The 13397-nt window shown below is 72.1% G+C and carries 7 protein-coding genes; all 7 read right to left on the bottom strand.

Features of this window, described 5'->3' with window-relative positions; all coding sequences use genetic code 11:
* Positions 1-112: 112 nt before the first annotated feature.
* Complete coding sequence (locus tag ACFWWR_RS11700) at positions 113-1318, bottom strand: DNA polymerase III subunit delta' (protein ID WP_383864613.1); 1206 nt, start codon at positions 1316-1318, stop codon at positions 113-115.
* 195 nt (positions 1319-1513) lie between these two features.
* Positions 1514-4795: a dTMP kinase gene (gene tmk / locus ACFWWR_RS11695; protein WP_383864615.1), complete on the bottom strand. Its 3282-nt coding sequence runs from the start codon at positions 4793-4795 to the stop codon at positions 1514-1516.
* A 149-nt stretch (positions 4796-4944) separates the two neighbouring features.
* On the bottom strand, positions 4945-7767 hold the full coding sequence (topA, locus tag ACFWWR_RS11690; protein WP_383864618.1) for a type I DNA topoisomerase: 2823 nt from the start codon (positions 7765-7767) through the stop codon (positions 4945-4947).
* 248 nt (positions 7768-8015) lie between these two features.
* The gene (locus ACFWWR_RS11685) at positions 8016-8213 is read right to left on the bottom strand and encodes a hypothetical protein (RefSeq protein WP_383864621.1); all 198 of its coding nucleotides are present in this window, start codon (positions 8211-8213) and stop codon (positions 8016-8018) included.
* A gap of 129 nt (positions 8214-8342) precedes the next feature.
* Positions 8343-10928, bottom strand: a complete 2586-nt coding sequence (locus tag ACFWWR_RS11680; protein ID WP_384303056.1) for a protein kinase — start codon at positions 10926-10928, stop codon at positions 8343-8345.
* Between the two features lie 179 nt (positions 10929-11107).
* Positions 11108-12640 (bottom strand): methyltransferase, encoded by a 1533-nt coding sequence (locus tag ACFWWR_RS11675; protein ID WP_384303054.1) that lies wholly within the window; start codon positions 12638-12640, stop codon positions 11108-11110.
* 58 nt (positions 12641-12698) lie between these two features.
* Complete coding sequence (locus ACFWWR_RS11670) at positions 12699-13289, bottom strand: small secreted protein (protein ID WP_383864630.1); 591 nt, start codon at positions 13287-13289, stop codon at positions 12699-12701.
* Between the last annotated feature and the right edge of the window lie 108 nt (positions 13290-13397).

Below are 13397 nucleotides of genomic sequence, written 5' to 3'. Positions count from 1 at the left end.
CTCTGTGCAGCCGATCGAACGCCCTCCGTGCATGTCGTGGCTCGTACGAGTGACATGGTCAACTTCCTGCGGTGGAGCCTGTCAGGCGTGGGCGGGTGAAAGCCCCGTTACGTCAGCCCGCTCTCAGCGCCATCGTCATCGCCTCCACCGCGAGCAGCGGAGCCACATTGCGGTCGAGAGCCTCGCGGCACGCGGCGATCGCCTCGATGCGGCGGAGCGTGGACTCCGGGGAGCCGGCGCGGGCGAGCCGCTCCAGGGCGTCCTCCGCGTCGGCGTTGGAGATCGCCACGCGGGAGCCGAGCTGAAGGGCGAGGACGTCGCGGTAGAAGCCGGTGAGGTCGGTCAGGGCGAGATCGAGGCTGTCGCGCTGCGTACGCGTCCGGCGTCGCTTCTGCCTGTCCTCCAGGTCCTTCATCACGCCCGCGGTGCCACGCGGCATCCGGCCGCCCTGGCCGCCTCCCATCGCGTTCCTGAGTTCCTCGGTCTCCTTGCCGTCCATCTCCTCGGCGAGCTGCTTGGCGTCGTCCGAGGCCGCGTCGACGAGTTCCTGGGCGGCCTTGAGGCAGCCGCCGACGTCCTCGACCCGCAACGGCAGCTTCAGCACCGCGGCCCGGCGCGCGCGGGCGGCCGGGTCGGTGGCGAGGCGGCGGGCCTGGTCGACGTGCCCCTGCGTGGCGCGCGCGGCGGCCATGGCGGCGGCCGGCTCGACGCCCTCCCGTCGTACGAGCATGTCGGCGACGGCGTCGACCGACGGCGTCGACAGGTTCAGGTGACGGCAGCGGGAGCGGATGGTGGGCAGGACGTCCTCGATGGAGGGGGCGCACAGCAGCCAGACGGTGCGCGGAGCCGGCTCCTCCACCGCCTTGAGGACGGCGTTGGCCGACTTCTCGTTCAGCCGCTCGGCGTCTTCGACGAGGATGATCTGCCAACGGCCGTTCGCCGGCGAGGTGAACGACTTGCGGACGGTGTCCCGCATGTCGTCGACGAGGATCTGCGCTCCGACGGCGGCGACGGTGGAGACGTCGGCGTGGGTGCCGATCAGTGCCGTATGGCAGCCGTCGCAGAAGCCGCAGCCGGGGACTCCGCCGAGAGCCCGGTCGGGGCTGACGCACTGCAGGGCGGCGGCGAAGGCCCGCGCCGCCTGGTTCCGCCCCGCGCCGGGCGGCCCCGTGAACAGCCAGGCGTGCGTCATCTTCGACGCCTCGGGCGGCGGCACGTGGGCGGCGGCCGCGGTGACCAGGGCGTCGGCATCCCGAGCGGCGGCACCGAGCTGCTCGCTCACCCTCTCCTGCCCGACCAGGTCGTCCCAGACGCTCATCCCTCACCCCGCCCCTTCGTCACGTTTCGCGTTACGGATCCCATTGTGAAGGCCGGCACTGACAACGCGGGCGAAGCGGCCCGTGTACCGCGGCCGCGCCCGCCGCAAGCCCGGGCGGGCAGAACCCACCCGCCCGTACGACCCTGACCGGCCGCCGACCCGGGCAGCCGGGCCACCGGCAACCAGCAACCGAGCTCAGTCCCGCCGACCGCGCCCGCGCCGCCCCCGCCCCTCGTCGGCCTCCTCGTCACCGCGCGGGCCCAGCAGCTCGTCCGCCAACGTCGGCAGATCGTCCAGCGGCGTCTCCTCGGCCCAGTCCGACCGCGCCCGTCGCCGCGGCACCCCGGACTCGTCGACCTGCGGCATCTCACGCGTCCGGTCCTCGGTCCCGTCCGGCCGCGCCCCAGACCTGGCCCCGGACCCGGATCCGGACCCGGCCTGACCCTCCCGGAAGTACCCCGGCGGAACCCGATCCCCAGGAGCCTCGTCCCGTACCGGAGGCAGTACGGCCGTCTCGTCCGCCGCACCAGCAGGCGGAACCGGCGGCAGCACCGCCGTCTCGTCCGCCGCCCCCGGCGGAACCGGCGGCTGCGGCAGCTCGGTGGTCACCTCGGCATCGGGCTCATTGGAGGCCTCCCCGGAAGGCCGTCCCTCGGCCCGCTCATCCCGTACGGGACGCAGCACGGTGGTCTCGTCGTCCGCGGCCTTCGGCGCCACCCTGGGCAGTACGGCCGTCTCGTCCACCGGCCCGCCCGACGCGTTCGTCGGCGTCACCATGGGCGTCGCCACGGTCGCCGCGTCCGGCGTGGGGCCGGGGGCCTTCGGCCGAGTCCCCGTACCCGTACCCGTCGACTTGGGTCCCGCCTCCGCCGCGGCCGCCGCCTGCTCGGCCAGCCGCCGGGCCTCCTCGGCCCGCAGCAACGCCTCCTCGGCCTTCCGCTGCTTCTCCAGGCGCCGCGCCTCGGCCTCGGCACGCAGTCGCGCCTCCTCCTCGGCCTGCTTGCGACGCCGGTCCTCGTCGGCCTTCCGGCGGGCCTCTGCCTCCGCCCGCACCTTCTCCTCGGCGAGCAGCCGGGCCCGCTCCTCCTCGGCGCGTCGGTGCGCTTCCTCGGCCCGCACCCGGGCCTCCTCCGCCTGCCGTTCGGCCTCGCGCCGCTGCGCCTCCTCCAGCTCGCGCCGCTTGCGCTCCTCCTCCTCGGCGCGCAGTCGTTCGAGCTGCTCCTGGCGCTCGCGCTCCAGGCGCTCCTCCTCGGCCTTGCGGGCGGCCTCTTCCTCCGCCTTGCGCCGGGCCTCCTCCTCCGCCTTCCGGCGGGCCTCTTCCTGGGCCTGGATCTCGGCCTCGGACAGCGGCAGCATCTGGTCGAGCCGGTGCCGTACGACGGTCGTGACGGCCTCGGGCTCCTGGCCCGCGTCCACGACGAGGTAACGCCCCGGGTCGGCCGCGGCCAGCGTCAGGAAACCGGACCGCACGCGTGCGTGGAACTCGGCCGGCTCCGACTCCAGCCGGTCCGGCGCCTCGGTGAACCGCTCGCGGGCGATCTCCGGCGAGACATCCAGCAGCACCGTCAGATGAGGCACGAGCCCGTCCGTCGCCCAGCGGTTGATCCGCGCGATCTCGGTCGGGGACAGGTCACGGCCCGCCCCCTGGTAGGCCACCGAAGAGTCGATGTACCGGTCGGAGACGACCACCGCGCCGCGCTCCAGCGCGGGGCGCACCACGGTGTCGACGTGCTCCGCGCGGTCCGCCGCGTACAGCAGCGCCTCCGCCCGGTGCGACAGTCCCGCGCTGGACACGTCCAGGAGGATCGACCGCAGCCGCTTGCCCACGGGAGTGGCCCCCGGCTCGCGCGTCACCACGACCTCGTGGCCCTTTGCCCGGATCCACTCGGCGAGCGCCTCGGCCTGGGTGGACTTCCCGGCGCCGTCGCCGCCCTCCAGGGCGATGAAGAAACCGGTGTCGGCGGGTGCCGTCACGGGGTCGTCGCCGCCGAGCAGCGCGTCCCGCAGGTCGTGCCGCAGCGGTACCCCGGAGCGGTCGTCGACCTTGGCCAGCACCAGCGCGGCCACCGGCAGCAGCAGCGCGCCGATCAGCATCAGGGTGAAGGCCGCGCCGCCGTGCGCGAACACGAACTTTCCGTTCTCCAGGCGGTGCGGGCCGATCCCCGCCGCCACCAGGGGCGCGACCAGCGCACCGAGGGCCACGGACACCCGTACCACCGCGTGCAGATGCTCGGTCATGCGCGCCCGCCGGTACTCCTCGGCCTCCTGGTCGAGCAGCGTGTGGCCGGTGTTGGCGGCCACGCCCGCGCCCGCGCCCGCCAGCAGGAGGATCAGCACCACGCTGGTGACGTCCGGGACGAGCCCGGCGGCCAGCAGGGCGACGCCGGTGAAGGCGAGGGCCAGCGCCAGCAGGCGGCGCCGCGACAGCGTCGGCAGCAGGGAAGGCGCCGTACGGATGCCGACGACCACGCCGCCGGTCAGCGCGCCCACCAGCAGGCCGTACATCACCGGCCCGCCGCCCAGGTCCTTGGCGTGCAGCACGGACACGGCGACCGCGGCCGCCACCGCCCCGGCGATCGCCGCGCAGGCGAGGATCAGCAGCGGGATCGCCCCGGTGCGGCCCTTGTCGACGCCGGCGCCCGTCTTGGGCCGGCGCAGCCCCTCCAGCGGCGAACGCGCGCGCGGGGTGCGGGTGTCGGGCAGCTCCAGGAAGGTCACCACGGACAGGGACGCGGCGAACAGTCCGGCCGCGACGTACGAGGCGAGGGCCGCCTGGTGCTGGGCGAACCAGGCGATGCCCGAGCCGAGCAGGTTGTTGAGCAGGCTCGCGACGACGAGGACGGCGGCCGCGAGCGGGATCGCCACGAAGGTCGTCCGCAGCGAGAGGCGGCGCAGGGCGTCCATGTGGTCCGGCAGCGGTCGTACCGTCGCGCCCTCCGGGGGCGGGGCTGGCAGCAGCGCGGGCGCCGCGCTCTCGCGACACACCGTCCAGAAGCGCTCGGCGACACCGGTCACGAAGGCGGTGACCAGGAGGACGGCCAGCGCGTCGTCGGGCGTCCAGTCGATCCACAGGGGCGCCACGATGAGCACCGCGGCCCGCAGCCCGTCCGCGCCGACCATGGTCCAGCGGCGGTCGAGCGGGCCGTCGTGAGAGGTGAGCGAGGTCAGCGGGCCGAGGAGAACCGCTCCGAAGAGCAGGGTCGCGAGAATGCGCACCCCGAAAACGGTCGCCACTGCGAACGCCACGCCCCGGTAGCCGCCGCCGAAGGAGCCCTCGGCGATCGCCGCCTGGAGGGCGAGGACGACCAACACCAAAAGAGCGAGGGTGTCACCGACACCGCCCACGAGTTGTGCGCTCCACAGCCGTTTCAGCTGCGGCCGGCGCAGCAGGGCGCGGACGGCGCGCTCGCGGGAGTCCGCGACCAGGGCGTCGTCGGGGGCCGGGTGAGGGGCCGTTGGCTGCTCCGCTGGGGTCATGCTTTCAGCCTATCGGGACCCACCGACAGGCCGGGGCGCGCGTCCGAACGTACGCCCGCCCCGACACCAAAGTGATGCCGGGGCGTTCGTTTTGCGAAGCCGCCTTGGGGAAGCGGCGGGGAAAGCGAACCCGATGGAGCCGAACCGGCTCAGTCTTCGGACGCCGTCTTCGAAGCCGTCGCCTTCTTCGCGGTGGTCTTCTTGGCGGTCGTCTTCTTCGCAGCCGTGGTCGTCTTCTTGGCGGCGGTCTTCTTCGCGGCCGTCGCCTTCTTCGCCGGAGCCTTCTTGGCGGGCGCCTTCTTCGCCGTCTTCTTGGCGGGCGCCTTCGCCCGCTTCTCGGCGAGCAGTTCGAAGCCGCGCTCCGGGGTGATCTCCTCGACGCTGTCGCCGGAGCGCAGGGTCGCGTTGGTCTCCCCGTCGGTGACGTACGGCCCGAAGCGGCCGTCCTTGACGACGACCGGCTGCCCGCTGACCGGGTCGGCGCCCAGTTCCTTCAGCGGCGGCTTGGCGGCGGCCCGGCCACGCTGCTTGGGCTGGGAGTAGATCTCCAGCGCCTCTTCGAGGGTGATCGTGAAGAGCTGGTCCTCGGTCTGCAGCGAGCGCGAGTCCGTGCCCTTCTTCAGGTACGGACCGTAGCGGCCGTTCTGCGCGGTGATCTCCACGCCTTCGGCATCCTTGCCGACGACGCGCGGCAGCGACATCAGCTTCAGGGCGTCCTGAAGCGTCACCGTGTCGAGTGACATCGACTTGAACAGCGAGGCCGTACGCGGCTTGACGGCGTTCTTGCCGGTCTTCGGGGTGCCCTCGGGGAGCACCTCGGTGACGTACGGGCCGTAGCGGCCGTCCCTGGCGATGATCTGGTGGCCCGTCGCCGGGTCGGCACCGAGCTCGAAGTCGCCGCTCGGCTTGGCCAGCAGCTCCTCCGCGAGCTCGACGGACAGCTCGTCCGGGGCCAGATCCTCGGGCACGTCCGCCCGCTGGTGGTTCTCGGAGTCCTTCTCGCCGCGCTCGACGTACGGGCCGTAGCGCCCGACCCGCAGCACGATGTCGTTGCCCACGGGGAACGACGACACCTCACGCGCGTCGATCGCGCCCAGGTCGGTCACCAGCTCCTTGAGGCCGCCGAGGTGGTCCCCGTCGCCGTTGCCGGCGTCGGCGGCACCGCCCCCGCCGCTGCCCTCGCCGAAGTAGAAGCGCCTGAGCCACGGCACGGCCTGCGCCTCACCGCGGGCGATGCGGTCGAGGTCGTCTTCCATCCTGGCGGTGAAGTCGTAGTCGACGAGCCGCCCGAAGTGCTTCTCCAGGAGGTTGACCACGGCGAAGGACAGGAAGGACGGCACCAGGGCCGTGCCCTTCTTGAACACATAGCCGCGGTCGAGGATCGTGCCGATGATCGACGCGTAGGTCGACGGGCGGCCGATCTCGCGCTCTTCGAGTTCCTTGACCAGGCTGGCCTCGGTGTAGCGGGCCGGGGGCTTGGTGGCGTGCCCGTCGACCGTGATCTCCTCGGCCCTGAGCGCGTCGCCCTCGCTGACCTGGGGCAGTCGGCGCTCGCGGTCGTCCAGTTCGGCGTTCGGGTCGTCGGCACCCTCGACGTACGCCTTCAGGAAGCCGTGGAAGGTGATCGTCTTGCCGGACGCGCTGAACTCGACGTCGCGGCCGTCGGCGGCCGTGCCACCGATCTTCACCGTGACGGAGTTGCCGGTCGCGTCCTTCATCTGGGAGGCGACGGTCCGCTTCCAGATCAGCTCGTAGAGCTTGAACTGGTCGCCGGTCAGTCCGGTCTCGGCAGGCGTGCGGAAGCGGTCACCCGAGGGACGGATCGCCTCGTGCGCCTCCTGCGCGTTCTTGACCTTTCCGGCGTACGTCCGCGGCTGCGCCGGCAGGTAGTCGGCGCCGTACAGCTGCGTGACCTGGGCGCGGGCGGCGGTGATCGCCGTTTCCGAGAGGGTCGTGGAGTCCGTACGCATGTAGGTGATGAAGCCGTTCTCGTACAGCTTCTGAGCCACCTGCATGGTCGCCTTCGCACCGAAGCCGAGCTTGCGCGAGGCTTCCTGCTGGAGCGTGGTCGTACGGAACGGGGCGTACGGCGAGCGGCGGTACGGCTTCGACTCGACGGACCGCACCGAGAACTGGGTGTTCTCCAGGGCGACGGCCAGCGCGCGGGCGTTGGCCTCGTCGAGGTGGAGGGTGTTCGCGCTCTTGATCTGTCCCAGGGAGTCGAAGTCGCGGCCCTGCGCGACCCGCCTGCCGTCGACGCTCTGAAGGCGGGCGACCAGCGACGAGGGGTCCGACGAATCCCCGGCGCGGCCGGTACCGAAGGTGCCCGTCAGGTCCCAGTACTCGGCAGAACGAAACGCGATGCGCTCGCGTTCCCGCTCCACCACGAGCCGGGTGGCGACCGACTGGACACGGCCGGCCGACAGCCGCGGCATGACCTTCTTCCACAGGACCGGCGAGACCTCGTAGCCGTAGAGGCGGTCGAGGATGCGACGGGTCTCCTGGGCGTCGACCAGCTTCTGGTTCAGCTCGCGCGGGTTGGCGACGGCGGCCTGGATCGCGGCCTTGGTGATCTCGTGGAAGACCATCCGCTTGACCGGGACCTTGGGCTTCAGCACCTCCTGGAGGTGCCAGGCGATCGCCTCGCCCTCACGGTCCTCATCGGTGGCGAGGAAGAGCTCGTCGGAGTCCTTCAGCAGGTCCTTGAGCTTCTTGACCTGGGCCTTCTTGTCGGCGTTGACCACATAGATCGGCTGGAAGTCGTGCTCGACGTCCACGCCGAGCCGGCGGACCTCGCCGGTGTACTGCTCCGGCACCTCCGCGGCGCCGTTGGGGAGGTCGCGGATGTGCCCGACGCTCGCCTCGACGACGTATCCGGGGCCGAGATAGCCCTTGATCGTCTTCGCCTTGGCAGGCGACTCGACGATGACGAGTCGGCGGCCGCCCTGTGCGGTCTCGCTGGTCGGGGACAACTTCGCTCTTCTCTCCGGTCGGCGCTGGGGTCTCTCCCCCGGCCTTGGTTCCCGGGGTCGGGTCATGCTGACGCTGCGGAGTGTGACGGTACATCCCGCCCCCGTGTCAAACGGGAAAAGCTCGCAACGGCCACTCGAACGGTAACCCGACTCCCGCCATTCCTGCCGCCCGGAGTACCCACCGGCCTTTTCGAGCCCATCCGGAGGGTGATCTCCCAGTTACCTGAACCGCAGCTCTCGCGCGGTACTCACACCCGCGTGAGGCACCAGGTTCCGAGGGCCAGCGCGATCAGTGCGACGCCACTTGCGACGGTAGCCGATGCGACAGGGCTCACACCGAGGGCGACCGGTTCCCGGTGCCGTACCCGGGCCGCTGTCCACACCAGCAGCCCGCCTCCGAACAGGGCGAACACCACTCCCGCGAAGATCGCTGGTCCGCTTTCCATGGCTTTTCTCCCGTCCCCGCGTGCTCAGCCCGTGGAGACTGGCACGCGGGGACGGCGGACAGGCGAACCCCGGGTGAACGGCCGACCGACGCGGCGGTGGCCTCCCCGGCCCGCACCTCCCGGCCGGCCTCAGACCGCGCCGGGCACGGGTATTTTTCCGGTCGTCTTCTTGTTGTCGGCCCGGCTGAGGGTGCACACGATCTTGTTGAAGCCCTCGTCCCAGTCGTCCTGGTCGGCGACCCAGCCGTACACAGTCCGCTCCGGCCCCGGTGCCCAGGTCGACTCGAATTTGTTGCCGCACAGCTTGGACGCGTTGTCGGTGCCCTTCTTGTAGGTCATTCCGGCGGGGGCCTGGACGGTGCCTATGACCTGGTCGGTGTGCGGCTTGGCGCAGTCGGTGAGCGGGGCGTTGTAGCTGTCCTCCTGTTCCTCGTAGTCCCAGCAGTCGCCGACGCTCATCTGGCCGACCCACAGGTCCGTGCCCGCGTCGCGGAAACGGCCGACCTCACCGCCTATCGCGGCATGGCGGCCAAGTACGAGACATGCCGTGCCGCCACCCGCCGCGGTGAAGCCCTCCTCGGTCGGTACGACGGCGTAGCCGGCCGCGTCCGGGAGCGCGTCGACGAGCGTCCGGGTCTGGTTCTCGCAGCGTTTCGCGCCCTGTGCGCGGGCGTCGGCGTGGTCGGTGGCGGTGTCGATCGCCACGACCTGCCCGTCGGGCCAGTCTTCGGCGCAGTCCACCAGCCCCAGGTTCGGCTCCGACTTGAACGGCGTCCCCGACCACACCGCCTGCACACAGTCCCCCGGCTCCAGAGGATCCCCGAGGCCGACCACATCGCCGTACGGCAGCACGGGCCCCGCCGGCGACGCCGACCCCTGCGACGCGCTCGCGCGCGGCGAGGCCGACCCCTTCGTCGCGGCCCCCTTCTTGTCCCCGTCGTCCCCGGTCAACGAGACGATTCCCCAGGCACCACCGGCGATGACGAGAACGGCGGCCACGACGAGGGCGACCAGAGCGAGCCGCTTCTTCCCGGGAGACGGCGGGGGTGGAGGCCGGCCACCAGGAGCGGTCGGCACACCCGGGCCGCCGTACCCGGACCGCGAGGGGAAACCACCGGAGTACGCCGACTGAGCGCCGCCTCCGGAGCCCGGCTGCGAACTGCCGCTGCCGTACGGCGGCTGAGCGCCAGCGCTTCCGTACGGCGACTGCTCGCCGCCGTAAGGCGACCGGACACCCCCGCCGGCATAGGGGGACGGGCCGCTTCCGCTCTCGTACGGCGAACCGGGCGCCCGCGCATAGGGGTTGCCGGCATCCGGCGCCGGGGCGGCGGGCTGCCGCCACGGGTCGTACGGCGACGGGCCGGGCGTCCCGCCGGGCGTCGCGGCACCACCGGAGCCCTGCCCTCCACTTCCACCGCCCAAGCCGCTGAACCCCGGCGTGGCCGGGCCTTCCGCGCCATGGCCGCCCGCCTGGGTGTGGGGAGTGTTCGGGGTCGGCGGCGCACCCGGCGTCGGCCGAGCCCCCTCCCAGCCGCCGACGTATCCGGGCGGTGTGCTCGCGACGTACCCGGGCGGTGTGCTCACGACGTACCCGGGTGGCGGACCATCAGCCGCCGCGCCTCCCGGCGAGGCGTCTTGGCCCGGCGACCCGCCATGACCCCGCGGCGTCGCGTCGTGACTCCCCAGGGCCGCCCCGTGACCCTCGGGCGACCGCCCCGCACCCGCGGCTTCCGTGCCGAACCCCTCGGGAGGTGGCCCGAAGCCTCCCGGTGGCGAGGCGAACCCCGCCTGCCCCGCCTCCGCGACCGGAGCCGCACCCCAACCAGGCGGTGTCACCGGTGCCGCACCCCCTCGCACCACCCGCTCCAGCCCCCGAGCGACCGCTTCCGGCGAGAACCTGCGCACCGGATCCTTGACGAGCAACCCCAGCAGTACCGGGGTCAGTTCGCCCGCCCGCACCGGTGGGGTCGGGTCCTCGCCGAGCAGGGCCGTGAGAGTCGCGTAGTCGCCGTGGCGGTCGAAGGGGCCGCGGCCCTCCACGGCGGCGTACAGCGTGGCGCCCAGCGAGAACATGTCGGCGGCCGGGGTGGGCGGCTCACCGCGGGCCCGCTCGGGGGCCAGGTAGCCCGGCGTCCCGAGGATGCCGGCCGTGGCGGTGAGTCGGGGTTCCCGGGACTCGGGTTGGAGGGCGATGCCGTAGTCGGTGAGCAGCACGCGCGCATACGGATCGCCCGAAGAGTCCGGTGCCAGAAGGATGTTCGCCGGTTTCACGTCCCGGTGGAGGATGCCGATGCGATGCCCCGCGGTGAGCGCGTCGAGGACGGCGAGTCCGACGCGGGCCACCTGCGCGGGCGCGGGCGGCCCCGAACGCCGTACGACCGCCTGGAGGTCGACCGCGTCCGGTACGTACTCCATGACGATCCACGGCAGCCCTTCGTGCACCACCACGTCGTGCACCGTGGCCACGTGCGGATGGCCGCGCAGCCGGGCCGCGTGCCGGGCCTCGCTGCGGGCTCGTGCGATGCGCTGCGCGGGCTCGGCCGCGTCCATCGGCACGTCCGGAAGCGCGATCTCCTTCACCGCGACTTCGCAGGCCAACTCCTCGTCGTACGCGAGCCACACCCGGCCCATGCCGCCCGCTCCGAGCGTCCGCAGCAGCCGGTACCGCCCGTTGATGATCCTGCCTTCGCCCTGATCCGGTGTCTCCCCCGCCATCACGCCTCCCCCGAGACAGCGCGCCTCCCCCGAGAACGCGCGAAGTTCGTCCCTAGAAGGTAGCTTCGCCCGCACCACTGACAGGAGACCTTTTCCGGAGCAATCCTGCCAGAGCGGACACATGCGACTCAGGGCCGTGCGCGCGCCTCACCCGTGACGCAGAGGACGTCGCCGGGCCGTCACTCGGCCGGGTCGAGGAACCCCTGCTCCACCAGCAGACGGATCTGCGCCGGCGTACGGTCGCGGAGCAACACCGGATCCTCCCCCACCAATTGGGCGATCGCGTCCAGGATGCGGCCCGCGCTCAGCGAGCCGTCGCAAACGCCCGCGAAGCCCGCGCCGACCGTGTCCACCTTGGTGGCCCGGCGCATCCCCCGGTGCTGACGCAGCACCACGTGTTCGGGGTCCTCGGCGCCGGGCAGCCCGACCTGCTCCTGCACGATCTCGGCAGCGAGCCTGAAGTGGTGTTCGAGCAGTGCCGCGTCGTCGTGCGCCCGCAGGTAGTCGAGGCGCTCGAAGTGCGCCCGGACCGTGTCACCGAGCGGTTGTTCGACCGGGTGCGGCCACTCCTCCACGGTCACCGAGGGCTCCGCGGCGTCCGTCCTGCGCAGCGTGATCCAGCCGAAGCCCACGGCCTTGACCTTGCGCGCCTCGAACTCGTCCAGCCACGCGTCGTACCGCGCCTGGTATTCGGCCACGTCATCGCGGTGATCACCGGCGTCCCTGAGCCACAGCTCGGCGTACTGCGTGACGTCCTGCACCTCGCGCTGCACGATCCACGCGTCGCACCCCCGCGGGACCCACGCCCTGAGCCTGTCCTGCCAGTCCTCTCCCTCCACGTGCTGCCAGTTGGCGAGGAACTGCGCGAAGCCGCCCTCGCTCAGCCGCTCCCCCGCCTGCTGAACGAGCGTGCGGCACAGATCGTCCCCGCCCATTCCGCCGTCGCGGTACGTCAGCCGCGCCCCCGGCGAGATCACGAAGGGCGGATTCGACACGATCAGGTCGTACGTCTCGTCGTCCCGGACCGGCTCGAACAGCGACCCCTCGCGCAGGTCGGCGGCGGGCACGCCGGACAGCGCCAGCGTGAGCGCGGTGATGTGCAGCGCACGCGGGTTGAGGTCTGTCGCCGTCACGCGCGTGGCGTGCTGTGCGGCGTGCAGCGCCTGGATCCCGGAGCCGGTGCCGAGGTCGAGGGCGGCGGCGGCGGACCTGCGGACGGTGATGCCGGCCAGGGTCGTGGAGGCGCCTCCGACACCCAGGACGACTGCGGTGTCCGCCTGGCGGCCTCGGCCGCCGATGCCGCCCGCCCCGCCGACCGCACATCCCAGGTCGGACACGATGAACCAGTCCTCGCCACCGGGCCCGCCGTACGGCCGCACGTCCACGGTCGCGGCCACCTCGTCCCCGTCGACACGAACCAGCCACCCGCTCTCCAGGCAGGCGTCCACGGGCAGAACGCCCTCCACGCGCGCGTGCGGCACGGGCTGCTGCAACAGGAACAGCCGTACGAGCATCTCCAGCGGCGTGTCTCCGCGTGTCGCCCGGAGTGCGGGCACGATCTCGCTCCGGGCGAGTGCCGCGTACGCGGGCGCACCGAGCAGCTCGAGCAGCCCGTCGGCCGTGAACGAGGCCCCGAGCAGGGCGTCCCGGAGCCTGGCGGCGATGTCGGGGCGATCGGAAAAGGGCAGGGCGGGCAGGCTGGAGGTACTCACGCCCCCATTGTGACCCGCGAACCGTCGCGGAAACGCGACCCGTGAGCCGCCGCGAACCTCAGCTCGTCGTGGCCGGCGCCGTGGCGGCCGCGCTCTTGCAGCTCTCCTGCTCGGCCATCGCCTTGCCGACGTCACCCTCCTCGAGGGTCTTCAGGGCGTCGTTCCCGCTCGTGCTCAGCTTGTCCAGGGCGGTCGCGACGTCCTTGAGGCCGTCCGCGAACTTCCCCTGGTCCTTCGTGTCGAGCTCGTCGACCTGCTTCTTCAGGGAGGCGTACGACGTGGAGATGCCGTCGAGCTCCTTGACGGCGTCCTGCTGCTTCTTCTCGCCGTTGTCGACGTCCGGCGCCCCGGCCTTGGTCACCGCGGCCCCGATCGCCTTGTAGGCGTCCGACATGTCCTGGAAGGCCTGCGCGTCGGTCTTCTGGACCTCTTCCGGGGTGCTGTTGTCCGAGGTCTCCTTCTGGATCGCGGCATTGGCGGCCTCGATCTTCTTGGCCTGCGGCTGCACGGCGTCGCAGACCTCCTTGGCCCAGGAGTTCAGCTTTTCGCTGCTGTCGTCACTGCTGCATCCCGACAGCGCCAGTACCAGTACCGCACCGCCGGACAGTGCGGCCGCGAGCTTCTTGTTCACCGGATTGGTCCCTTCCATGGCTCTCGGCCCCGGAACTTACACGCCATGAGGGAATCAGCTGTATAACAGATGACCATTTTGTGCATTTTGCTGCCTTATGAACCGGCGAGAGAAGGCTCACGATGA

The organism is Streptomyces sp. NPDC058678, from assembly GCF_042714835.1.
In the GTDB taxonomy this organism is placed as follows: Bacteria; Actinomycetota; Actinomycetes; order Streptomycetales; family Streptomycetaceae; genus Streptomyces.
Note: the sequence above shows the minus strand (reverse complement) of the source record. Positions and strands in the feature narration are given on the sequence as shown.

What these genes read in the sequence shown, in the direction of transcription:
- ACFWWR_RS11700 (WP_383864613.1), bottom strand. Translation starts at nt 1,318, where the DNA reads ATGAGCGTCTGGGACGACCTGGTCGGGCAGGAGAGGGTGAGCGAGCAG.
- tmk (WP_383864615.1), bottom strand. Translation starts at nt 4,795, where the DNA reads ATGACCCCAGCGGAGCAGCCAACGGCCCCTCACCCGGCCCCCGACGAC.
- ACFWWR_RS11685 (WP_383864621.1), bottom strand. Translation starts at nt 8,213, where the DNA reads ATGGAAAGCGGACCAGCGATCTTCGCGGGAGTGGTGTTCGCCCTGTTC.
- ACFWWR_RS11680 (WP_384303056.1), bottom strand. Translation starts at nt 10,928, where the DNA reads ATGGCGGGGGAGACACCGGATCAGGGCGAAGGCAGGATCATCAACGGG.
- ACFWWR_RS11670 (WP_383864630.1), bottom strand. Translation starts at nt 13,289, where the DNA reads ATGGAAGGGACCAATCCGGTGAACAAGAAGCTCGCGGCCGCACTGTCC.